The following is a 24731-nucleotide window of genomic DNA, read 5'->3' on the forward strand; positions in this document are numbered from 1 at the left end:
GTCAAAGAACTGTGCGCCTGGCCCGTTGGCCGAAGCGTGGTTGAGAAGTGATTTAAAAACTCTTAAATCGTGTCTCGTTGTTTGGGAGTGCAAAGGTACGCCTTATTTCCCATTTGTCAAGTAAAATCGAAATTATTTTTTAACTTATTTTTTCGATCTTTTTCACTTAACTGATTGACTTCAAAAGACTTAACCCTCTTTTCATCAATCGTTCCCGTCATTTGGGAGTGCAAAGGTACGAGACTTATTTTTGTTTGTCAAGTAAATCTGAAAATAAATTTTTGCGATTGATTTTCAGCGAGTTGCACTTAATGAGTTGATTTCGAGTAGCTTGTGCTATTGTTCTCAACTCATTTCCCTGATTTGGGACTGCAAAGGTAGGGTGATTTTACCCCTTTGTCAAGCCCCTATCCCAAAATAAATGGGAGCCCCACCAAACATTATTTGGTAAGGCCCCCAGCCTCAATCACTTACACACTACAAAATTTCTATATTTTTTTCAGTAAGTGATTTTTCTTGCCTTTTGAAATCAATACATAGCGATCCTGTAGCCATTCTAAGTCCACAGAAGCACCGGGATCGGCTACTTTTGTTTTGTTAATACTAACCGCGTTTTGTGTTATTGCCCGTCGGGCTTCGCCTTTCGAGGCATACACTTCTCCCCTACTAGCTACAGATAATAAGTCTGTAATATCCTTACTATTGGCCAATTCTTCAGCCGACACTTCCGTTTGGGGTACGCCATCAAATATTACATCAAACTCATCTACCTGAATTGACCGTAGGGTTTCAAGCGTAGCTTTTCCGAATAAAACCTCAGATGCCTTTACGGCCAGGTCATAGCCCGCTTGCGAATGAATACGGATCGTGACATCCTTAGCGATTGCTTTTTGCAGAATCCGTAAATGAGGGGCCTCGTTATGCTGGCGCTCCAACTCCTCAATTTCTTCACGCGATAGGAGCGTGAATACTCGTATCAGGCGGGGGCAATCGGCATCAGCTGCGTTCAGCCAAAACTGATAGAACTGGTACGGTGAGGTCAGACTTGGGTCGAGCCAAACGTTACCGCTCTCCGATTTACCGAATTTGGTACCATCTGCTTTAGTTACCAGAGGTGTGGTCAGCGCGAAAGCCTGGTATTCTTCACGGCCTTCTTTACGTCTGATTAATTCAGTGCCAGTCGTGATGTTACCCCATTGATCGGAGCCGCCCATCTGTAATCGGACATTCTTATTCTTATAGAGCCAGTAAAAATCATAGCCCTGCAATAACTGGTAAGAGAATTCGGTGAAGGAAATCCCGGTCTCGAGCCGCTTCTTGACCGAATCTTTCGCCATCATATAATTGACGCTGATATGTTTGCCTGCTTCACGAAGGAAACCCAGAAACGAAATCTCCTTAAACCAATCGTAATTATTGACCATTTCGGCAGAATTGGCCCCACTATCAAAGTCGAGGAATTTGGTTAGCTGCTGCCGGACTCCCTCCTGATTACGTCGTAAGGTCTCTTCGGACAGAAACTCTCGCTCAGCGGCTTTACCCGACGGGTCACCAATCATACCGGTTGCTCCTCCAACCAGTGCAAACGGTTTGTGGCCAGCTCGCTGTAAATGCACTAGCAACATGACGGTTGCTAAGTTACCGATATGGAGCGACGCGGCTGTAGGATCGAATCCAATATAGCCCGCCGTCAGTTCTTTCTGGAGTTGTTCTTCAGTACCGGGGGTCATGTCGTTCAACATGCCTCGCCAGCGGAGTTCTTCAATAAAATTCATAAAGAGCGAAAGAGTGCAAGAGCGAAAGAGCGATTTGAGGGGGCGTTTCTTGTTCGCTCTTGCACTCTTTCGCTCTTTCGCTCTTTAAATTCTAAATATTCGATTGCAAAATTAATAATTACGGTAAAAGCAATGACGAATCGCCATAACTCAGGAAGCGATAATCGTTTTCGAGCGCTTCCTTATAGATACGCTTCCAATCATCGCCAATAAGCGCAGAGATCAAAAGAATCAGCGTCGAGCCGGGTTGGTGGAAATTGGTAACAATACCTTTACACAATTTGAATTGATAGCCTGGTGTAATGTAGATGCCCGTATACGCTACGATCGACTCTTTATTGTCTTCAATTAGGTATTGTAAGACTGCCTTTAACGAATCCTCTGCTTTGGGTTGTTCCTGAATGGGAACCTGATAGGCATAATGCTGATCAAGTTGGAACGGGTCGGCATCCTCACGTATTAATTTAACGCCCATCCAATACAAACTTTCCAAGGCACGCATAGAGGTTGTCCCAACAGCTACTATAGTATCAATATGTGCGAGCAGGTTGCGGAGATTCTGCTGCGTGTACACAACCTCCTCCGTATGCATATGATGCTGTCGAACATCTTCCGTTTTAATAGGTTGAAATGTTCCAGCCCCTACATGCAGCGTTAAATAGTCATGATCAATGCCTCGGCTGGCCAATGCGTCGAATACAGCCGGAGTGAAATGTAGACCAGCTGTGGGTGCAGCTACCGCTCCTTCCTGCTTCGAGTAAACCGTTTGGTATGTTTCCCGATCCGTCTCTGTAGCATCACGTTTGAGATAGGGCGGCAACGGAATTTCGCCCGCATATTGTATGAGCTGGGCGAACGTCAATTCGGCAGGTTGCCAACTTAATTCAACGGCCGATTGCTCATACGTATGCCACCGTACCGACAACTTGACCTCTCCGTTTGGCGTTGGCAACGTTGTTTCCAGCGTTTCGTCTGGTTTCCAACGTTTACGATTGCCAATCATTCCCTGCCAGACGGTCGAGCCTGTGGCTTCCATTGCCTGGCTAATAGGCTGAGAATTCGGGAAGGGATTAAGCAGAAACAGTTCGATAACTGCTCCTGTTGGCTTGGTAAAATGTAGCCTTGCCGGAATGACCTTTGTATTATTAAAGACCAGAAAGCTGGTTGCAGGCAATAAATCCGGCAAACTAGTGAATCGTTCGTGACGAACCTGGCCCTGCTGATACACAAGCAGCTTCGACGAATCGCGCTGAGGGAGCGGAAATCTGGCGATACGCTCATCGGGCAAATCGTACTGAAACTGACTCAATAACAATTCATTTGTTTCAGTCATCGTCACCGGGTTTCATGAACAAACGAATAGGCAACCAAGCCAATACTGCAATCAGGATAACAGTAGTTAGCGGTAAAAGCCAAGCATACTCAATGTATCGAATCGGACGGTCAGATCGATTGAGGAATGAAAGTACCAATAGGCCCAGGCCTAGTATCGTATTAATAGATGCGATAATCATGCTAAACCATTCCTTAAAGAGCACGTTGAGCTTGGGTCGGTGATTCGCCCAGACAGCCTGATTAGGCACCATAAGCTGGGGAGTTGGTACACGCAGAAAAAGTCGGGCTACGGCATTAACCAGTGTATTGTTAATCAGGAAAATGGCAATGGCGATGTAAAAAATTGTTTCGCGATTGATCGTTTGAATGGGGTGATTCTGATCGTCGAACCGAACATTAACGTAATCGGGATACGAGATATAACTGCTAAACAGCGCGAACAAGAATCCGGCAATGGACAGAACACGCCACACGCGGACAAAAAAAGTACCTGCTTTCATTTAAAAGAGTGAAAGAGCGAAAGAGTGAAAGAGCAAGCTTAGGTTCCAGCAAAACTCATCCTCTTTAATCAGCTCGTTAAAATTAGGGTGCAAAGGTACGGCTGGAACAGTTGAAATCCGTTAGTTTCGTCCCTTCACTCTTTCACACTTTCAGTCATTCGCTCTTTTATTACCATGAAGATTTACACAAAAACAGGCGATAATGGCCAAACTGCATTGATTGGTGGGCGTCGGATAAGCAAAGCCGATTTACGAATTGATGCCTATGGAACGGTTGATGAACTTAATTCATGGATCGGACTGGTACGCGACCAGCCAGTTAATGAGAGTCGGAAAGGGTTGTTAAAAGAAATTCAGGATCGGTTATTTACCGTCGGAGCCGAACTGGCCACTGATCCCGAAAAGGCTCCTACACGGGCAATTCCTGTCATTACTCCAGACGATGTACTTCAGCTCGAACAGGCAATGGACACTATGGATGCCGAGTTACCAGAATTGCGCGCTTTTGTTCTACCCGGCGGTAATCAGTCAGTATCGTTTTGTCACCTCGCTCGAACCGTTTGCCGCCGAGCCGAACGACTGACAATTGCCTTAACGGAAGAATCACCAGTCGATGCATTAGTCCTTCAATACCTGAATCGATTATCCGATTACCTATTTGTTCTTGGCCGAAAAATGGCACAGGAATTGAATGCGGAAGAGGTAGCCTGGAAGCCCAGAACGTAACCTGATTTTTGTCACGCTGACGAAGGAAGCATCTTAAATTCTCCTGACAATTTGATATGGAAATGGTAAGATGCTTCCTTCGTCAGCATGACAAAGAAAAAAAAGTTGTCAAGACAACTAAACTTACTCAATCTAATTTTTTAGCTTTGCCGCAGCCTGACCATCAGCAGGCTAACTCATTAACCACAGCTGTTATGACGACGGACGTATTGCAAATTGAATTGCGGAAAGCGGAACGCTCCCGCCTTCAGGAGGTAGATTTTAATCATCTGCCTTTCGGAAAACATTTCTCGGACCACATGTTTGTGGCCGATTTCGTAGATGGTGAATGGCAAAATCAAATGATTGTGCCATTCGACAATTTCACGCTAAGCCCCGCTCTGTCGTCGCTACATTATGGCCAGTCAATTTTTGAAGGCATGAAAGCGTTCAAGAACGAAGCTGGTGAAGTATTGATGTTCCGTCCGCAAGCCAACTTTGAGCGGATGAACGAGTCCGCAAAGCGGATGTGCATGGCTACCCTACCCGAAGAAGTATTCATGGGTGGTCTGGAAACGCTGCTTCGTATCGATGCAGATTGGGTGCCTGATACACCTGATAGCTCGTTGTATATCCGTCCGTATATGTTTGCAACCGATACATATCTTGGCGTAGCTCCCTCGAAAACGTACCGTTTCTGCATTTTCACCTGTCCGGTAGGCGCTTACTATTCAAACCCACCCAAACTGAAAGTGGAAACCGAATTTATTCGCTCGGCTCCCGGTGGTGTGGGGTACGCTAAATGTGCTGGTAACTACGGCGGTTCGCTGTACCCAACGTTAATGGCGCAACAACAAGGATACGATCAGTTGATCTGGACCGATGCTCGCGAACATAAATACATCGAGGAATCGGGTACAATGAACATCATCTTCGTTATTGATGGCAAAATTGTAACACCAGCCACCTCCGATTCAATTTTGAAAGGTGTTACCCGCGATTCGATTTTGAAAATTGCCCGAAGCTGGGGTATGGACGTCGAAGAGCGCCTGGTTTCTATCGAAGAAGTAATCAGTGGTATCGAAACCGGTCGATTAACTGAGGCTTTTGGTGCTGGCACGGCCGTAGGTTCATCGCCTTATTCGCTCATTGGCTACAATGGTAAAGACTATATGCTGCCTGAATTTGCTCCCGAAGATTCGGTTGCGGTTCGGGTGAGAAATTATCTGAGCGATTTACGCACAGGTAAGATTGCTGATAGCTTTGGCTGGATGCATCGCGTTTAATTTCACTATCCTTCAACTAAAAAAGCCCTGGCCGTTTGGTCGGGGCTTTTCTGTTTGATAGCTATTGCCCATCCAATTATATGTCGATTTAGAAACGCAGGAGCCTTAAAATAAAATTTAACACAGGTTTAATTGTCTTTTTTCAATTAAAGTAGTTATTGGAGCAACTTTCCTTCCCTACGTATTTATCTACATCTCTTATGAAAGCGGCCCCAGTACTTCTGTCTCTACTCATTAGTAGTTTCTTGTTCAATTCCTGCAAAAAGGACGAAGCTCAACCTGTGCAAATTGCGAATGTACTTACGGGTGGAGATTTTGAAACATCGCCTTACTCGACCTGGAGGACAGACGTTCTCAAAAATTCTACGACTCGTCCCACAAGTTATACTGTCGATTATTCGACCGAAGCCTCCTCCTCGCCCACTCACTCTATAAAAGTTAGTTGCAATCTGGCCCAGACTGATTCGACCTATCAACTTTTTCAGCAAGATCTGTTAACGTCTACTACGCCCATTCCTACGGGTGCCAAGCTAACCTTAAAGGTCAAAATTAAAACCGTTAACATACAGGGTAACGGAATTTCGATTGCTATAGGAGGCAACCTGGGCGTCAACGATAACTATGCCCCTGCTTTTTATACATCGACTGAGGGGAAAACATCGATTACCGGGACCAATGATTTTAAAGAATATTCCATAACCTTCGATTCGTTTCCTGCGAAAACCTATAGCTATTATGCGTTAATCTTTTTCCTGCCCAAAACTACGGGTACTGCTTATTACGATGATGTCTCGTTATCGGTAAATTAAGGAAACGGCAAACGTTGATAGTTATCAGGTTGGTTTCTCTTCATTATTCGGTTATGTTAATGCCCCATCAAGCTTTTCGCCTTTTGCTCTTTCTTGGGTTTAGTCTGGTTGTGGTAAGTTGCAAAAAGACTGACCCTGACCCACTTGCAGACTTATCTTCTGACAAAGTCAGCGTTGTTCAGGCATTCAACAAAGTCATCCTGCCACTACAGGATGCTGACCCTACGCGTGATTTTACCGAGTTGGCTCCCCTTGATACCATCCTGGCAAAAGCGCAGGTGGTGGGTCTGGGCGAAGGCACGCACGGTACGCGAGAATTTTTCCGCATGAAAGATCGATTGTTTCGCTATCTGGTTCAAAAACATGGCCATCAGACCATCGCTTTTGAAGCTAATTTCGGACGCGCAGTTATTGTAAATCGGTTTATTCATGGCCAAAGTACGGGTCTGTCGGCCGCAACCTCAGCGGCTAAAAGCATGTATTTCTGGACGTGGTCGACCGACGAAGTACGCGAATTACTCCAATGGATGAAAGACTACAATGCTGGTAAATCGGCCGACAAACAACTATCCTTTTACGGTTTTGATTGCCAGTATGCTGATGATGAATTTCCATTAATCACCGAGTTTCTAACTAAAGTTGACCCAGCTTCTGTACCACGCGTTGATTCGTTAGTCACTCAATTGGCACTCCTTGGTCAATCATCAGCAACAGATCAACTCCGGCAGCAGTATGCAAACCAGTTGACTGCGTTATCTAATCTTTTTATCTCAAATGAAAGTCAATGGGTTGCTTTAGGGGGGCGGCAGGAGTACGAAATTGCCAGGCAAGCGGCTCGCGTTCTTTTCCAGCAACAGGATTTAGGTGATGCAAGCTCCTGCAATTATAGTGTCAAACGAGATCGGTACATGGCTGAAAATGTTCAATGGATGTTAACGAGGGCGAACATTGGCAAATTAACCTTATGGGCCCACAACTATCATATTGCCAATATTCCTTATGCGTTCTGTAACTTTCCATCAATGGGCGCTATCCTGAAAGAGCAATTGGCCAATAAGTACCTGATGGTCGGTCAATTGCTCACGAACGGTTCGTTTACCGTAGTTGATGCCTCTCAGAGCAGTCGTAATTTAAAGGCTCTATCAGTTCGTACCGAAGGGGTAACTAACTCATTTAACTATTTACTTGGAAAAGGGCAATACGCCAACTTTGCTCTGAATCTTCACGATGCCAAATTAAGCTCAACCTTAACAGATTGGCTGAGCACCAAGTACCCGCTCTTCGAAGTCGGTGCCCTGTTTGATGAAAGTAAACCCGAGCAGTACTATAGCATAACGGCATTGACAGGGCGCTACGATCTGTTGATTCATTTTCGGGACACTACCCCTAGCCAGCTACTTCCCTAAAAAACACCTTTACCGAAACGCCTTACCGCTAGTTTACGCATCTATTCATTTTTTCCACCATCAACTATTATGATTCGGCTCGTTCTATTGCTTTGCACTTTATCTGTTTTAAAGACTTATGGCCAAATCGTCGTTTATAAAGACGACAAAGGGCAGATCTTAACAAAATCGGATAGCTATGCCTCAGGCCGACAAACGGCCACAACAGCGACCTACACACAGGTAACGTTTCTGGAAAGCCCTTTCTACACCTTTCCCGTTTGGCAAGAGGGCAAAGTTCAACTAGATAAATCAGGAAAAGAGCTGGACTGCGAACTGGCTTATAATCTGGTTACTAGTGAAGTCCTGTGCAAGTTTGCCGGTGATTCTGCTGTGAAAGTGATTACGCCCGAATTGTTTACCATCAACACTACCAAGTTTGTACGTTTGCAAAACAGCATAGCTGGTCTGGACTATCGAACGTATTTTTCAATTGTCCATAACGGACCAACTAAGCTTTGGACGAGTTTGAGCAGTCAACTAGAGCCGCGCAACAGTGCCGAAGAAGTAAAAACCCGGTATTATAAAGATCTGAATATTCAGGGCATCTATCGCGTCAAAACAAAGTACTACATCCAAAAAGGAGACCGTGAACCTAAGCTCATCAACTTATCCAAAAAATTGCTGTTAGAGGCTTTTGCCGATCAAGCCCAGGCCCTGGAATCGAGAATTCCTAACCGGCAACTGACCACGAACGATGTCATCGATATCATCAATATCTATGATTCGCTGGTCGTTGCCAATCAAAAAAACCTTGCTCATTTAAGTAAAGAAGAATTATTCAAGCGCAATCTCGAATCCCAGATCACGTATCCTGGCTGGGTTGGGAAACAAGGAATTTACGGGCGTGTTTATGCGGGATTCGATGTCGATGCACAGGGAGGCATTCAAAATGTAGTCATTCTTAGCCCGGAAAATATTGGGTTTGGCTTCACGGCTGAAGTGAAAAAGGCACTGGAAAATCTAACAAATGTAAGTCCCGACTTTAAAGGCAGATACGCAGTACCTATTGCATTCATCTATACAAACAAAAAGGAAAAATCAGGCCCACACATACCCATAAATCGCTTACCCGAAGACCGTGTAGGAGATCGTCAGATGCTGGACGAAATTGCTGTACCCTATGTGGTGACAACGCCCGTAATTGCCAGCAGAGAGGTTTGGGGCTATTATAAATAGACAGTAAGTAGTACACAGCACGGGGTAGTTACAGCAGGTAGAATCAAAAGTGATCTGGCTACCAGAAGAATAACTACGGCCTCAAGTAGAGATTTATTGCCGTGGCGCACCGGTTTTGGTATGAGTTTTGCCGCTAGCATTTACTGTAGCAATTTTCAGTCTTGAACCAGTACGCTAATGACTCTAGTCCGTTACTTGTGGCTATGTTGCTTTCCTCTTTTTTGTTTAGGTCAGCAACCAGGCGTTATTAAAACGCAGAAAACGGTATTTACTATTTCGGCGGTAGATGATAAAACATCGGCAGAAGTAGCCGCACAGTTTACCATTGAGGCAAAGCAGTCCAAGAAAAAATTTGTTGGCAAAAGCCAGCTTGATGGCAAATCCTTTGCCTTTATACTAACGCGTACCGACACGCTGAATGTAATAACCAGTGCTCCTGGCTATTATGAAGCCGAAGAATTGATGGTGGTTACGTGCGATACCTGCACCGATTACGGTTACGTTGTGCGGCTTGAGAAAGAAGAACCAAAGCCCGATAGCATTTTTCGAAACCTGCAGGTTAATCAAGCTTTCAGGCTCGATAATCTGTATTTCGATCAAAGCAGCTATTTACTTCGTCCAGAATCATTTCCTCAGTTGGACAAACTCGTAAAAACATTAGCCACCACGCCAAATCTGGAAATCGAAATAGCCGGACATACCGATAATGTTGGCGATCGACGGCTAAATAAGGCCCTCTCAGAGAACCGGGCTAAAGTAATTGCCAGCTATATCTCTCGGAAAGGAATTGACGAGAAACGGATTCACTACAATGGCTATGGCGATACGAAACCGGTTGCGCCCAACGATTCAGAAGAAAATAAAAAAAAGAACCGACGCGTTGAATTTGTTGTCTTAGCGATGTAAGATTGGTCAGACAATCGTCAAGTTTTGTCAGAAGTAGTCAGAGAAGTCAAAAAAGCCTGGCCCTGATAATGTTTTGACTATATCTGACCATTTTTGACCATCAATGACAACCTATTTCGTAAAACCCGGATCCATTGTACGCCAGATTTGGGGCGATGCCGATGTGATTCTGCTTGTTTTCGCTGGATCGGCTGCCGAATTTGCGCTCAACAAAGCCGTTGACTGGCTTTTTTATACAGGCAAGCTACCTGCCGACCCCATCGGTCGTTTGTTCTCAACAGTTCGTTACGCTCAGGAAATTGTATTCTTTCCTGAAGATAAGGCCCGACAATCGATTAGCCGGATGGGTGCTATTCATACCGGCATTGAGCATAAACGAGGCTACCAAATTCCCGACTGGGCCTATCGGGATGTGCTTTACATGCTCATTGATTATTCCGAGCGAGCCTATGAAACCTTAAAACGACCCCTCTCCAACCCTGAACGCGAGGAACTGTTCAGTGTATTTCAACAGGTTGGGGTCGGCATGGGCGTACCCAGTTTACCCACCACTTATGCCGATTGGAAAATTGATCGGGAGGCTCACCTCAATCGGGATTTGGTTCATAGTGAGTTTACCGATAAATTGTTCCGGCGATATCAGGAAGAACTGGGTAACTGGCGGTACAAGTTGCTTCTCCAGGTACAGGGTATACTCGTGCCCGAGCAAGTACGGCAGTTGCTGAATCTTTCAAATAAATCGCTGCTGAATTATTCGCTGGGTTTGTATAGTCTGCTGAATGCCCTTGGTCTCCGATCGGTTGTGCAGCGGATACTATTACCAACCCAATACCTGGACCAGATTCGAAGTTTGGACCAGTAATTTTTTAGTTTCAAGTTTCAGGTTCAATGTTACAGCAAATACATCATAAACTTGGAACCTTAAGCCTGGAACTCAACTCTCATCAACATGCCTACTAACCCTATTACAACCTCCATTTTCGATCTGTTTAAGGTCGGACCGGGACCATCGAGTTCGCACACAATCGGCCCGATGAAGGCAGCTTTCGATTTTCGGCAACGACTAGCCCAGCTCCCCCCTGTAACTCAGCAGCAGGCTACTGCCATTCATGTGCATCTGTATGGTTCGCTGAGCGCGACGGGCAAAGGACACGGCACCGACCGGGCTATTGTTGCTGGCTTATTGGGCTGGCAACCCGAAACTACTGACCCCGATGCGCTACTTAAACTGCTACGTGATAACTCTGTAACCTATCCAATTTCTGTTGGCGATCAGCTTATTGAGCTTGGCCCCCAACAGATTCATTTTGAGCGCATTCGGTACGACTCACCCTACCATAATACGATGGTACTGAGGCTCGCCAACGGAGAACAGACTCTCTATTCGGAAGAATACTATTCTATTGGAGGTGGCTTTATTATTCGTAAAGGAGAACCCGAAATAGACCCCAGTAGTCTGTCGGTACCCTATCCATATGCAACGATGGCGGAGCTGAAAAACCAGCTCAAAATCAATAAGATTTCGCTGGACGAGTTGCTGATGGCCAATGAAATGGCGCTAACCCATCGTACCAAAGCGGAAGTAAACCAGCGGCTCGATCAGATTCTGGACTTTATGCACAAAGCCGTTCGGCGCGGGCTTCGACATAAAGGCATTCTACCTGGTTCTATTAAACTGACCCGAAAAGCACCGATTCTGTTCCATCAGGCCAAAGGCATGAGCCAATCGTCGGATAGTTTTTTGATCTTCCTGAATGCGTATTGCCTCGCGGCTTCGGAAGAAAATGCGGCTGGTGGCATTGTTGTAACAGCCCCAACTTCGGGCGCTTCAGGTGTCATACCGGGTCTTACGTATTTGGCCAAACACCACTTTCATTACGATCGACCAACGTTGCGGGCTGGTATGCTGGCGGCTGCGGCTATTGGCTTCTTAGTAAAACACAATGCCAGTATCTCAGGTGCCGAAATGGGCTGCATGGGCGAAATTGGGACAGCCTCGGCTATGGGAGCGGCTTTTTTGACCCGTTGCGCGCAACCGATTGGCGATATTGCCCCCATCGAAGCTGCCGCCGAAATTGGCATTGAACACCACCTCGGCATGACCTGCGACCCCATTGGTGGTTACGTCCAGATCCCATGTATCGAACGCAACGCGATGGGTGCCGTAAAAGCGTATAATGCCTTTCTACTAGCAACTTCCGGGGCTGCTTCGTTCCAGAAAATCTCACTCGATGCGGTCGTCAAAGTAATGAAAGCCACTGGTCGCGACATGTCGACAAAATATAAGGAAACCTCCGAAGCCGGACTGGCGCTGAGTGCTACTGAATGTTAAAAATTTAAGGAGAAGGGGGAAGAAAGGGACAAGAGGGAGGAAGGGAAAGTCAGGGATAGGCGTTCTTCATTTTTTATCCTTTCTCCCCCCTCGTCCCTTTCCTCCCCCTTCTCCTTTTTTAAACAATTCAGGCTGTTTAATGCGTTTTTAATAAAATGCGTACATTCAACGCAGCACTTAGTTGACTTATGTCCAATATTTACACACCCCAGCAGCAACGAGTTTTACTAATTACGAGCCTGATTGTCATTGCAGGCTTTATCATTTATGGCCTCAGCGGCTACATATCGGCTTTTCTGGGGGCAGGTATTCTCTACGTTGTCTTTCAACCCTGGTTTATTGCGCTAGCCATCAAACGAAATTGGAACCGATCGCTGGTGACGTCTATCTTGATCGTCTTCTCAGTGGTTGTGATTATTATGCCGTTTCTAACGCTGAGTTTGCTACTCATCGACCGAATTCAATATTATTCGCAGCATACCCAGGATATTTTAAACTTAGTCAAGAAAGCAGAGGAATTGACAGGTTATAAGATTACCAATCAACAAAACATTCAGTCTCTTCTCCGTCAGGGTGGCACCTATGCCAGTCGATTACTGCCATCGTTGGCCGGTAGTACACTCGACTTTATTGTCATACTGGGTCTTATGCTGTTCACCATGTATTTCATGTTTGTGCAACAGGAAGCCTTTCAGAAAGGGCTTCAGAAATACCTGCCGTTCAAACGAGATACGCAAAAGGAGCTTGGGGAATCACTCAAAAACAATGTAAATGCCAATGTGTTGGGTCAGGCATTGGTTAGTTTGGTACAGGGTGTGCTAACCGGATTAACTCTGTGGATTTTTGGTGTACCCGATTCATTATTCTGGGGGACCGTGGCCTTTTTCATGGCATTTATCCCCGTCCTTGGAACTCCAATTATTTGGGCTCCAGCCGGATTAATTCAGATCTCGCAGGGTAACACGGCGCAGGGGGTGGGTATTCTGGTTGTCGGAGCGGTGGTGATCATCAATATCGATAACTTACTCCGCATTATGCTAGCCAGACGTATGGGCGATATTCACCCACTCATTACGCTGGCGGGTATTGTGTTAGGCGTACCTATTTTTGGGATTCTGGGCCTGGTTGTCGGTCCATTACTCCTCTCCTACTTCATCGTTCTCATTCAGGTTTTTGAACGCGAAAACAAAAAGCAGGAAAAAGAAGTAGCAGTGGCCGAGGAGAAAGTGGAATCTGCTGCGGAAAAGAAAAAATGATGAATGATGAATGATGAATGATTGTGTTGTAAAATCATTCATCATTCATCATTCCTTTTTTACTGGTGCGTTACCTTACTGGCGCCTGAGGTTTCGGAATCAATCGTACCAACATGGCCAAGGTTAGCATGACTGGCTCCGCTGGCATCAACATGGGCTCTATCGACATCCATGCTGTTAGCTTCGATTTTACTCGCGCCACTCAGGTCAGCCTCTAATTGGTTCGCATGACCACGCAAGACTACGTTCGAGGCACCCGATAGTTCGAGATTAAGCTTCTCAACAGAGCCATCAAAGACGGTCCGACAGGCACCGCTCATGTCGATATTCAGTGTCTTGAAGTTTCCAAATTCGACCAAGCTAGCCTTTGAAGCACCTGATAGTTTTAACTCGTCGATGGATGGAACAGTGATTGTCAGGCCAATGCGTTTACGATTGCTCCAGTCGAACAAACCATTCCGTTCAATGGAAACTTCTAATCGATTACCACTCACTTTCACGTTTATATCATCCAAATCCTTTTCGCGTCCATCAGCAACAACTTTATAGGTTGTTCCTTTACGGAAACGCACCACAAATGCCCCGCCAATATCTACTTTCGAGAACTCGCTGACATTAAATTGCCGGGTATGGTCGCCAATGTGATCGAAATCATCACCTAATTCGCTGGCAACTGCATTCTGGACATCGTCGGTAAGATCAGTTACGTCATTATCCTCGCTATCGTCTTCCTGATCTTTTTCTCGTGGATAGTTGATACAAACTAGGCCATCATTTTTAGTAAATTTCCATATACTCGACTCCATTCGGTCAAACTCTTTCTCTCCAAATTCATTGCGAATAAAGCGAGCGAAATCGCGGGTCATTCGGAATGGTTTTTCATAGGGAACTAACAGATCCATGTCCAAATCCTGCCCCCGGAAACGAGCATTCGGAGCCAATTCGATCGTTTCGTTGAAACGTATCGTTGAGTCTTTAATCGAATAGGCATACTTAATTTGGCGCGCATTTGACTGAGCATCCGCCCGCGTACGACCCTGCGACCGGAAATACTGGACCAGATTCAAGGTTGTTCCCTCGTATCCTTTCACATCAATAGATGGGCGCCAGTTGTCGTCGTTTTCTACCTGATTCATGGCAAAGGTTGGAATGGCTGCGGGCACACTCAGTACCTTCGTTTCCTCAACTGTTCCCCGACGTTGGAAGCTGGATAATACAGGTGTAGCGGTACCCGCAAATACCACCAGGCTAGCGAGCCAAACCCCAGCCAGCGTAAGGGCAGTACGGCTACTCAACACACTCTTCATCGTGATAAGCATAATCCCCAGAATCGCTAAACCAAACGCAGGAAGTAGACCAACTAAAACCCCGGAAAACACCATCGGAACCGAAATATCATGTCGGAACATTTCAATTGGTAAATCGCTGCTTGTAAAAGAGTTACCCGTACTGATACCAATAGCAGCTCCTAGAAATGCCAGGCAAACAATCATTCCAGCGAAAGCCAGAATCAGCATCATAACACCAGCAAATACGCGAATCAGCGAAACAACGCCATTTAACAAGGGCCCAAGAGCGCTACCCAATCCGCCAATGATCGTTGCAATGGCCCGGAAAGGGAACAACAGTAAACGGGTCAGTGTGCTTTCATTATGAACCGTTTCGTTGATATTCAGATTTTGCTTGATGCTGTGCTCAATGTTGGAAAGCGTAATGGGCTGCCCCTGCATTTCCATCTTTTCGGTAAGTGTATTTGCCTGAGGAGCAATCATCCAAAGTACGATGTACAAAAGAAATCCAACGCCAAAGAACACAATACCCAATACAAACAGCAGCCGGATAATACCTGTATCGACTCCGAAATAGGCCGCAATCCCTGACGCAACGCCCCCAAGTACTTTATCTTCAGGATTTCGGAAGAACTTTTTAACCGTTTTATCATCCTCAATCGTCGTGACGCCTGGTAGGGCAATCCACATCGCGATGTACACAATAAAAACGAAGCTCGACACGCCCGCACCAAACTCATGTCCCAACGGGGGCAATGCTAAAAACAGGGTCAGGAAGATTAAGCGCACCCACACTACATCAATATTAAAATAGTGTGCTAAGCCCGCACATACACCACCAAGGGTTTTTCGCCGTACATCACGCACGAGTCGACGTGGTTCGAACGACGATTGTGAAGCCTGAGATGAGGCACTAGAGGCAGGGTTTGGATTTGACGTAGATGTGCTCCGGGCACCCTGCCCCGTACTCTGTGCGGAATTTCGGCCACCGCTGGTTACCAGCACTTCTTCTTCCTCAACGGCTTCAAAGTCGGCAACGGTACCCATTGCGGCAACCAGCTCATTGACATCTTCTAAAGAAACAGCCTGTTTATCAGCCGCTTTCAATTTAGCCAGAAGTTTTTCAGCGATCCGGTTCTCAATATCGGTTACAATTTCCTGACTGTCTTCGTAGGTCGAAAAGTATTGTTGTACGGTAGTCAGGTAATTTTTCAGTTTGTCGTAGCCATCCTCTTCTATGTGAAAGATGACGCCACTTATATTAATACTTATTGTCTTTTTCATGACGGTCCGACGATTCGGTTTATAGAAGAGAATAGGTTAAGCGTTGGCTGGTGGGCTAGTTGGATCGGGCGAAGGCGAAACAGACACTGCCCCGTTGGTAAGTTTTTTATGTTGCTCAACTTTCCCGACAATCGCATTAACGGACTCGGCAAGTTCCTGCCAGGTTTCGTTCAGGGCATCTAACGAATTGCGACCAAGGTCGGTCAGAATGTAGTATTTGCGTGGTGGCCCGGATGTGGACTCGACCCATTTATAATCGAGCAGACCGGCATTTTTCAAACGGGTTAGCAGTGGGTACAAGGTACCCTCCACAACCATGATTCGGGCGGAGGTCAGCTCGTCGAGCATATCGGAGGCATAGATTTCGCCCCGCGATATGATGTGCAGAATGCAGAATTCCAGGATGCCCTTCCGCATTTGCACTTGAGCGTTTTCAATATTCATTCGTATCTACTGGTTTCGTGAATTTCATGAATCAAAGGTACAGAAAGGTACTATGCGATGCAAGGTACTTTGCCACTTTCCCCTTATACCTATGATAAAAGGTCTAAAAGATGGTTGAATGGCATATTGTGATGTGAGCCACGATAGTAAATGCGACACTTTCATGAGTTCACTACATAAACAGTTAAAGATTACTGTCTAGAAGTTAGATCAACGTTTAACTATTAATATAGAAAAAGAAGTTGACTTGTAGACAGTTGCCTAGGTAAAGCTGGTCTTAAAAAAAAGATATTTTTACAGTATCACAGGACGACCATCCATTGATCCGGTAGTGTTCGTTAAACTGCTGTTGGTGAGTCATTTTGAAAAAATTACCTCAGATCGTAAGCTACTGGAACTGGCCAACCTGCATTTGGGCATCCGCGCCTTTTTAGACTATGACATCGAGCAGACTTTACCCTGGCACAGCACCCTCTCCCGCTCGCCAGCGCATCCCGGTTTCTGTTTTTGAAACGTGCTTCACCCATATTGTGGGTTTGGGCATCCACAAGGGACTCGTCAGTGGCCACACTCAGGTGAATGATTCAGCGTATATCAAAGCGAATGCATCGATGAGTCGGTTGAAGCCTAAGCCCTCAATCTGGTCATCTGAGCCTATCGGTGCGTTGCTTCCAGTTATTCAGAAGGCACTGGCCATAGCTCCCGAACCCGGTAGCACCTATCTCAATGCCGATCATATTGTGTTTCTGATGCAGGAAAACCGTTCATTCGATCATCAGTCGGGCATGTTGCAGGGGGTACGCGGATTCAACGATCCACGGGCCATTCAGCTACCAGATAAAAATACTGTTTGGTTGCAAACCAACGAGAAGGGCGATACCTATGGGCCGTTTCACCTAAATGTGAAAATACTGGTAAAGTCTCGAAAGGGTCGGTGTTCCGTCCTTATCACGGCGAACCGATTACACAACCCAAGTTCTTGGAGCGTGAGGCCTTTCTGGAAGTGCCCAGACAGTCGCCCCTTTTCCCGAAGCGCCAGTTGGCCTGCGCCTTGCCCTACGTACTATACGTTGATCGACCTATCGGTACTGACAAACAGCAATTGGGACTGGCATTTGAAGCGGGGACCAGTTTTTTGGTAATCAGGCAACCGGGGCACCGTTCCGCGTTTACGCCGTTCGACCATATCAGCAGGAAACCATGCGGGCATGGGATTATTCAGTTGCTCTCGGCGACCGCCTGCAGGACGAATGGGCGATTGGGGATTTTGAGACGAATCAGTATCATCTGCGCGTGTATGGCCCGAACGGTTTTTACCGGGAGTTCAGGGGGAACGCAGCCAATTCGGCAGTGCAGGTTGAATGCCGTGACGAAACACAACGGCTAAACCTCAACAAGTTGACGGGTAACTTACTCCTATCGCTACACAACCACGACAGAAAGCCACACACGCTGACTCTGCTCGACAATAGTTACAAAGCCAAACCACAGACCGTAAAAACTCCGGCGGCTGGCCAAACTAGCGTAGTGGTGGACTTAAGCAAACAGCATGGCTGATACGACCTGAGTGTTCGCGTTGATGGGCACGATGGTTTTGACGATCACTTTGCCGGGCACGTCGATACGGGCGCCCCATCCCAAACCGACCCTCTAATGGGTGGCGTAGCTTAGTAAGTATAAGTACTCAGGATATCTAACAAAAAAAACGGACCACGTGCGGTCCATTTTTTTGTTAGATATAGACTATCTTCACGATGCTGGAATACTTACTTAAATTCAATCCAAAATTTTATCAAAAATTAACAATCAGCAAGTTATCTTATTATGAAACAAAGAAATTTACAACTTTTTTATTCAAGATATGATAATGAATACGTAAAACCTGAGCCATAGTTTCTGGGGATATTTGCGGCCATGAAAACGTGTAAAAATATGGTCAAATTTCTCCAACTTACTTGTGCTTTTATGCTACTGATTAGCTATGTATCAAAAGCGCAAACCAACCTGGCTGGTATTTATGGACAGGTAACCGATGCAAACGGGAAACCGCTAGAAATGGCTACCGTTCAGGTCAAAAATGAATCGACTGGCTTCAAGGCCAATACGGTGTCTAACGAGAAAGGGGAGTTCCGGTTAAAGGAATTACCGCTAGGTTCCCCTTATTCCATTACGGTGCAGTTTGTAGGAATGGCTACGCAGTCTCAAACTGGGTTTGCGCTTAACCAGGGCGACCTGCTGCGAGTGACGTTCAAACTGGTTGACCACTCAAAGGAACTGGAAGCCATTACAGTTTCGGCTAATTCATTGACAAACAAGATCGAAAACATTGGCACCTCAACGGCCATTACGGCAAAAGACATTAATCGGCTGCCGGTAAATGGACGGAACTTTTCTACTCTGGCCGACCTCTCGCCATTAAGCACAGGGAACAGCCTGGGTGGGCAGTTAGGATCGGCCACTAATTTTACCATCGATGGTATGGCCGCCCGAAGTACCATAGCTGGTGGGCAACCCACCGGTGCGTATTCGATCACGATGGAAGCCGTTCGGGAATTTCAGGTGGTCACTAACCAGTACGACGTTACCTATGGCAATGCCGGTGGGGGTACCATCAGTACCGTAACCAAGTCGGGAACAAACAAGCTGAGCGGCAGCGCATTCACATTCCTGAGAACGAATTGGCTCTCCAGTCCTTACGGACTAAACCAACAAAAGCGGGACCTCCCCTTTAGCACAACCCAATATGGCTTTTCGCTGGGCGGGCCAATTATTAAAGACAAACTCCACTTTTTTGTCGCCTGGGACCGGCAGGCCAGTACGCAACCGTTGCTGATCGCCCCGATTCAATCGACAGCCGATGCGCTGCGCTACAACATTACCCAAGCCACCGAAGATAAGTTTCTGAGTATTGCCCGCAGCAAGTATGGTGTTGGCAACGAACCTCAGTTTGGCCAGTTTACCCGGTTCAAGAGTACACACGCGCTATTCGGGCGTATTGATTGGCAGCTCAATGCCAAAAACCTGCTGACGATCCGGGATAACTACATCTATGACCTGGATAACCAGTCGGATGGTGATAATACGACCATCAATATGTATGAGGTGTATAGTACCCGTAAGAGTCAGAACAACAGTTTGCTGGCCTCGTTACGGACCACCATCAGCCCGAAGGTAACCAACGAATTAAAGCTTCAACACTATTGGGAGTACAATTTAATGTATGCCAATCCGCAATTGCCTGCCGCCAACATTCCGCGGGCAACGGTGGCGAACGTAGCATCCGTCAATCCAACCGATTCGACCAAGACGCTGTACACGAGTATTCAATTGGGTGGCCAACGCTATGGCGGAGATTATTTCAATAATAACCTGGTGCAACTGGTCGATAATTTGTATGTGAATACCAACCAGTTCAACTTCACGTTTGGTGCCGGATTGACGTTTAGCAATCAGAATTCCATTTATGGCAGTGAAACCAACGGACGTTTCTGGTATACGGGGCTGGCCGCGTTTGAGAGTCTGGCTCCCTATCGGTTCACACGGGACGTTTATCTGAGCAGTACGCCTAATGTGAAATTTAACCTTCTGGTTCCCACCGTTTATGCCCAGGCACAGACCACCCTGGCACCGGGTTTAAACGTTACAGGAGGTATCCGAATCGATTATACCGACTATTTGACCAAGCCTACGTTTAACCAAACCGTGTTTAACACACTCGGGTTGAGAACGGATAATAAATTGGCGACCCTACAGGTACAACCGCGTATCCAAGCAACCTGGGATATTCATCAGAATGGTCAGGATATCATTCGCCTGGGGGCCGGTATACTAGGTTCGGCACTGAACCCCTACTCCATGATCAACAACATGGTGTTCGATGGCAGCCGTATTGCCAGTATCGATGTAACCGGCAACCTGGTTCCTACGCCGAACTTCCCAGCTTATCGGACCAACCCAGCTTCGGCACCGGGAATGGATTTGATCAACAATCCGAATGTACCGAAGCTATATACGATCAATATGAATGGCAAAGACGCGAAAGTGCCTACAGTTTACAAAATAAACGGTTCGTACAGCCACTTCTTTAGTCCTAATTTTAGAATGAGCATTGCTGGGTATTTGTCGTTTGGTCGCAACAACTATACCTACATCGATAAGAATATGGTCGATCAGCCCTATTTCAACTTATCGCAGGAGGCTAACAGGCCGGTGTATGTTCCGGCGTCGACCATTACCGTATCCAACGGGTCGCAGAACTGGACGCTAGGTCGCAAAACAACCGACGTAGGTCGTGTGCTGGAGCTGGAAAGTTTGGGTAAAATAAATCAAGCGGCCGTGGTTGTTGATGGAAACTACCGCTACTTTAAGGATGGCGAGATTGCTTTTTCATACACCTGGAACGACACCAAAGACAATACCTCCTACAACGGGAACGTAGCCAATACCGCAACGCTGGTTCAATACACGGCTGGCGATCCGCGCACATTGAACCAGATGAATTACTCCGACAATCAGTTCCGAACCAAGATTGTTGTGTATGGCAATACTCCTACGTTCCACGGCTTTAACCTGGGCTTCCGCTTTTCGGGGTTGAGTGGTACCCGCTATTCGATGATTGTGAACGGCAACATCAACGGGGACTTTGTGGAAACCAACGATCTGGCTTTTGTCTATGACCCTAACAAAGCCGAAACTCCTCAGTATTTAAAAGATGGTATTAACGCGATTCTGAATAACCCAAACGTGGAAAATAGTGCCAAAGACTACATCCGAAATAGCTTTGGCAAAATTGCCGAACGAAACGGGGGCGTGAATCCATTTTACGGAACGGTTGATTTGCGACTGACCTACAAAGTCAAAACATTCAACAAACAATACCTCGAACTGTCGGGCGATCTGTTCAACACGGCCAACCTGCTCAACAAAGCATGGGGCGTTAACCATGCGCTGGGGGCCACTGCTTTGCTATCCAGAGCTGGCTTCGACCCGGCTACCAACAATTATAAATATGCAGTGAATACCAATGCGGGCGTATCAGGCTTAAGTGGTAACCCTTACCAATTCCAACTGGGTGCCCGGTATGGATTTTAGCCTCATGGTGTAGCATTGCAGGGTACTTCGCAAACATGCGTTATCCTGAATTTCAAGAGATTGCCTTTAAAATAAAAACCTTCCGGGCTTAGTGGAACAAACTACGAACCGGAAGGTTTTTTATGACTTACACAAGGCTATTCGAATTTTACTCAATGCCCTATGAATAGGCTGGCAAACGATCGTTTCGCATTGCGAACATTGACCTGAGAATATCTATCTGCGGACGTTACTTCTGAAAAAGAACGAACTGTTGCCCTCTGAATGGATAAACTTCTGAATGATACCGGCTTCAGTCAGCGTCAGCAAACAATGATACAAGCCGACCCTGTGCAATTGATTGTCAAACGCCCGTTCGGATTGGTGTAGGTCGAACGTTCCGGGACCGAAGAAACTCTTCGATGGTGAGCATATCGTCTAATGCGATTCAGACAGCAGTTCGGCCCCGTCCAGGACGTAGTTCAACTCATAGATATTATCGGCATTCAGCCGGAGCGTGCCCGAAAAAGTTTGTCGTTCATCGGTTCTGAACTTGCGAGGTAATCGTTTGAATTTCAGGGCAACGATTGACTCGGGTCCAGCAGCTCCGCAGAAAAAGCAGGCAGCCATCGGAAACCGTGACACCACGTATATCCCGCTTTCCAGATCAATAGGAATAACATATCCGGTAACTGAAATAACTTTCCCGCTGAGGGCCTTCACCGACGGGCCGAACTTGGGATATAGCAACACAACGCCTTCCTGGGGATACCACTTTTTCTTGAACTGCACATCTCGCAGTTGTTCCCAGCTAATAGCCTGCGGTCCCGAGACTATAATTAGACTACTCAGTAACAACCAACCTATTAGGCCACCTAAGATTTGTCTCATCGCTAAAGAGTGATTTATACCGGTTACTCAACGAGCAAAATGGAGATTATGCAACGGAGATTCTTACGAGTTGTTTCTACGGCTCAACAGTATATTTGCAGCGATTTTTTCGAATTCACAGGCCGAATAATCGCCCGCACCGGTTGTGAAGGTTGGCTAGCCGAACGTAAAATTCTTATCGATGGTGATTGCATCATGAATTGAGATTATCTGGTTATCAATAACTTACTTCATCATGACCGTTAGCCGGGTGTCGATCTGGCGGATGTTGTTGAGGGTTTCGCGTTGTAAATCCCGCATCTGGTCGGCAGGCAGGTCTTTTAGCGTCGCATCGTGGTGGTGGTGATGCTCTCCTTTGTCATGATAGTGGTGCTCGTGTGGCATACCCGGCACTTCGACCAGGTTTTCTTCCCATTCTTCAAAAGCCGTTTTCAGGCTATCGAGCGTAGCAGCCCGAGCCGAGGCATTGGGGAGTTTCTGGGCTATAATTACTGCTTTCAGCGAATCAATCCGCTCAATTTTAGGCTCTATTAGTTCCTGAATCTCGGTAGCCTGCTGGTGGTAGCCTTCGGCTTCGTCCAGAAGTGGATTCTTCTTATCCGACGACGAACAGGCTGACAGACAGATGGTCAGCCCAAAAAGAGGAGTAAGGAGTAACTTCATCTTATTTGCCTGGACTGGGATTTACAGCAAACTAGTACTTTTGCAACCATGATGCAAAAGTAAAAAAACGGGAGGCTAGTACCGGCGCAACTTAAAAGTACCCAATCGCACGGGCGACCCCGCATCATAAGGGCACCCCTGAAGACTAGATCTCCCGTAGCACTGCATTTACTCCCAAACTGGAAACGGATCTATGAAAGCACTCCGGTTTCTATGTGCTTGAGTTCAAGATCCGTACACAGGCATTCCTGTAACTCGGCCGTACTCTGCGCTTGGTTTACATCCTGCCCAACAATAACCAGCTCGTTCTGCCGGTCGCCAAAGCGTTTGTGCCAGCGGGCTTCAATCGATTGCTGATTTTCCAGAAAAGCACCGTATTGAACCCACCTGGCGAAAGGTATTAATGCCCACCATACCCCGGCAAACTCAGTCCGAAGACTACCGCCAGCCTGGCTAAAATTCAGCGCATCGTTCGGACGCGAGGCCAGGCACAACAGCCCTTTGCTACGGATGATACCCGCCGGAAAGTTTTCGCTCAGGTACTGCCAGAATCGGGCTGAATGAAAGGGCCGATGGTCTCTAAAAACAAATGAAGCAATACCGTACTCTTCGGTTTCAGGCGTGTGACCTTTGCCCGATTTATGATTCTGTGACTCCTGAATCCAGCCTGCCGACTGCGAAACCTCCTCAGAATCGAACAGATGAGTATTTAAAATCTGGGCCGGATCAATCTTCGAGAACTGACTTTCGATCAGTTTAGCCTTTGGGTTAAGCTTGTGCAGAATAGCCTTTAATTCACTTACCTGTTCACGGCTGGGCAGATTCGTTTTGTTGAGAATAATGATGTTGGCAAACTCAATCAGGTCAGTCATGAAGTTAACGATGGTGCGAGTGTCTGAGACATCATTGTTGAGTTGTCGTTGATAAACTGTATTGGTGGAGCCGAAATGGCGGCTAAAGTTAAACGTATTCACCACCGTGACTAAGGTATCAAGTCGGGAAAAGCGGAAGAGATCAATACCTTGTTGCTCATCAGCAAACGAAAACGTTTGGGCCACGGGCAATGGCTCGGAAATACCACAGGATTCGATCAGCAGATAATCAAAGCGGTTTTCGCGGGCCAGTTTCTCTACCTCCAGCATCAGGTCCTCCCGAAGTTTTCACCATAATAGCGCATTAATGAGCGTGATGGGTGCGGCACTGTTGAATGTTGGCCACGTGCGTAATGACCAGCCCCAACGAGGCTGCGTAGGCAACGTACTCAAATCCTACGTTGACATTTTCCAGCAGTAGACCCATAGCGAACAGGCTCAGAAGTGCCCAGAGCGCCACCCGAATAGGGGCGGAAGCCTGTCGTGACGCCGACCAGACGGCCCCGATGTTGACCAGAATAAACACGTAGTCAAGGCTCAAAAAACCAACCCGTAATGTATCGTGGGTTAGCAGAGTAGAGGTCATGACCAGTATAGGCGTTATCAGACAGTGAATAATACAAAGAACGGAACCGGTAATGCCGAGATAGTCGGCGCGGGATTGGCGTATGGCTTGCTTCATGGCAACGA

Annotated in this window: 19 protein-coding genes and 3 pseudogenes; 13 read left to right on the plus strand and 9 right to left on the minus strand. The window is 46.6% G+C overall.

Annotation, left to right across the window (positions count from 1 at the left end; translation table 11 throughout):
* Window positions 1-488: 488 nt before the first annotated feature.
* From tyrS to ACYVGR_RS05090, 3 genes are all read right to left on the minus strand, one after another.
* A complete protein-coding gene (gene tyrS / locus ACYVGR_RS05080) occupies window positions 489-1775 on the minus strand; it encodes a tyrosine--tRNA ligase (protein WP_460954218.1) in 1287 nt (428 codons plus the stop codon).
* Window positions 1776-1893: 118 nt separating this feature from the next.
* Window positions 1894-3108 (minus strand): S-adenosylmethionine:tRNA ribosyltransferase-isomerase, encoded by a 1215-nt coding sequence (locus tag ACYVGR_RS05085; protein WP_460954220.1) that lies wholly within the window; start codon window positions 3106-3108, stop codon window positions 1894-1896.
* On the minus strand, window positions 3101-3610 hold the full coding sequence (locus ACYVGR_RS05090) for a hypothetical protein (RefSeq protein ID WP_460954222.1): 510 nt from the start codon (window positions 3608-3610) through the stop codon (window positions 3101-3103). Before ACYVGR_RS05090 ends, ACYVGR_RS05085 begins: the two co-directional genes overlap by 8 nt.
* A gap of 174 nt (window positions 3611-3784) precedes the next feature.
* Between ACYVGR_RS05090 and ACYVGR_RS05095 the strand changes: the two genes are divergently transcribed.
* The 9 genes from ACYVGR_RS05095 to ACYVGR_RS05135 all read left to right on the plus strand — a co-directional run bounded on the left by ACYVGR_RS05095 (window position 3785) and on the right by ACYVGR_RS05135 (window position 13528).
* The gene (locus ACYVGR_RS05095; protein ID WP_460954224.1) at window positions 3785-4336 is read left to right on the plus strand and encodes a cob(I)yrinic acid a,c-diamide adenosyltransferase; all 552 of its coding nucleotides are present in this window, start codon (window positions 3785-3787) and stop codon (window positions 4334-4336) included.
* Window positions 4337-4530: 194 nt separating this feature from the next.
* Entirely contained in the window at window positions 4531-5601 is a 1071-nt protein-coding gene (locus ACYVGR_RS05100; protein ID WP_460954226.1) for a branched-chain amino acid aminotransferase, read from the plus strand.
* A gap of 200 nt (window positions 5602-5801) precedes the next feature.
* Window positions 5802-6410: a hypothetical protein gene (locus ACYVGR_RS05105; RefSeq protein WP_460954228.1), complete on the plus strand. Its 609-nt coding sequence runs from the start codon at window positions 5802-5804 to the stop codon at window positions 6408-6410.
* A gap of 59 nt (window positions 6411-6469) precedes the next feature.
* Window positions 6470-7816, plus strand: coding sequence for an erythromycin esterase family protein (locus ACYVGR_RS05110; RefSeq protein ID WP_460954230.1), 1347 nt, complete (start codon window positions 6470-6472; stop codon window positions 7814-7816).
* Window positions 7817-7885: 69 nt separating this feature from the next.
* Window positions 7886-9034: a hypothetical protein gene (locus ACYVGR_RS05115; RefSeq protein ID WP_460954232.1), complete on the plus strand. Its 1149-nt coding sequence runs from the start codon at window positions 7886-7888 to the stop codon at window positions 9032-9034.
* Between the two features lie 177 nt (window positions 9035-9211).
* On the plus strand, window positions 9212-9940 hold the full coding sequence (locus tag ACYVGR_RS05120) for an OmpA family protein (RefSeq protein ID WP_460954234.1): 729 nt from the start codon (window positions 9212-9214) through the stop codon (window positions 9938-9940).
* A 103-nt stretch (window positions 9941-10043) separates the two neighbouring features.
* On the plus strand, window positions 10044-10802 hold the full coding sequence (locus tag ACYVGR_RS05125) for an oxygenase MpaB family protein (RefSeq protein ID WP_460954236.1): 759 nt from the start codon (window positions 10044-10046) through the stop codon (window positions 10800-10802).
* Between the two features lie 87 nt (window positions 10803-10889).
* Complete coding sequence (locus ACYVGR_RS05130) at window positions 10890-12272, plus strand: L-serine ammonia-lyase (protein ID WP_460954238.1); 1383 nt, start codon at window positions 10890-10892, stop codon at window positions 12270-12272.
* A 188-nt stretch (window positions 12273-12460) separates the two neighbouring features.
* On the plus strand, window positions 12461-13528 hold the full coding sequence (locus tag ACYVGR_RS05135) for an AI-2E family transporter (protein ID WP_460954240.1): 1068 nt from the start codon (window positions 12461-12463) through the stop codon (window positions 13526-13528).
* Window positions 13529-13587: 59 nt separating this feature from the next.
* Here ACYVGR_RS05135 and ACYVGR_RS05140 read toward each other — a convergent pair whose 3' ends face one another.
* Together ACYVGR_RS05140 and ACYVGR_RS05145 are read right to left on the minus strand one after the other, a co-directional pair.
* Complete coding sequence (locus ACYVGR_RS05140) at window positions 13588-16101, minus strand: PspC domain-containing protein (protein WP_460954242.1); 2514 nt, start codon at window positions 16099-16101, stop codon at window positions 13588-13590.
* A gap of 36 nt (window positions 16102-16137) precedes the next feature.
* Complete coding sequence (locus tag ACYVGR_RS05145; RefSeq protein WP_182462377.1) at window positions 16138-16545, minus strand: PadR family transcriptional regulator; 408 nt, start codon at window positions 16543-16545, stop codon at window positions 16138-16140.
* Window positions 16546-16897: 352 nt separating this feature from the next.
* Here ACYVGR_RS05145 and ACYVGR_RS05150 point away from each other — a divergent pair, with 352 nt between their 5' ends.
* The 4 genes and pseudogenes from ACYVGR_RS05150 to ACYVGR_RS05165 all read left to right on the plus strand — a co-directional run bounded on the left by ACYVGR_RS05150 (window position 16898) and on the right by ACYVGR_RS05165 (window position 21636).
* On the plus strand, window positions 16898-17056 hold the full coding sequence (locus ACYVGR_RS05150; protein WP_460954530.1) for a transposase: 159 nt from the start codon (window positions 16898-16900) through the stop codon (window positions 17054-17056).
* A 100-nt stretch (window positions 17057-17156) separates the two neighbouring features.
* Window positions 17157-17453: pseudogene (locus ACYVGR_RS05155) on the plus strand (alkaline phosphatase family protein); the annotation flags it as partial.
* Between the two features lie 247 nt (window positions 17454-17700).
* Window positions 17701-18102: pseudogene (locus ACYVGR_RS05160) on the plus strand (phospholipase domain-containing protein); the annotation flags it as partial.
* Between the two features lie 408 nt (window positions 18103-18510).
* Complete coding sequence (locus ACYVGR_RS05165) at window positions 18511-21636, plus strand: TonB-dependent receptor (protein WP_460954244.1); 3126 nt, start codon at window positions 18511-18513, stop codon at window positions 21634-21636.
* 417 nt (window positions 21637-22053) lie between these two features.
* Here ACYVGR_RS05165 and ACYVGR_RS05170 read toward each other — a convergent pair whose 3' ends face one another.
* From ACYVGR_RS05170 to ACYVGR_RS05185, 4 genes and pseudogenes are all read right to left on the minus strand, one after another.
* A complete protein-coding gene (locus tag ACYVGR_RS05170) occupies window positions 22054-22506 on the minus strand; it encodes a DUF3299 domain-containing protein (protein ID WP_460954246.1) in 453 nt (150 codons plus the stop codon).
* A 225-nt stretch (window positions 22507-22731) separates the two neighbouring features.
* A complete protein-coding gene (locus tag ACYVGR_RS05175) occupies window positions 22732-23169 on the minus strand; it encodes a hypothetical protein (RefSeq protein WP_460954248.1) in 438 nt (145 codons plus the stop codon).
* A 168-nt stretch (window positions 23170-23337) separates the two neighbouring features.
* A pseudogene (locus tag ACYVGR_RS05180) lies at window positions 23338-24326 on the minus strand (CobW family GTP-binding protein); the annotation flags it as partial.
* A gap of 19 nt (window positions 24327-24345) precedes the next feature.
* Entirely contained in the window at window positions 24346-24723 is a 378-nt protein-coding gene (locus ACYVGR_RS05185; RefSeq protein WP_460954532.1) for a MerC domain-containing protein, read from the minus strand.
* Window positions 24724-24731: the final 8 nt, after the last annotated feature.

This window comes from Spirosoma litoris (assembly GCF_054776755.1).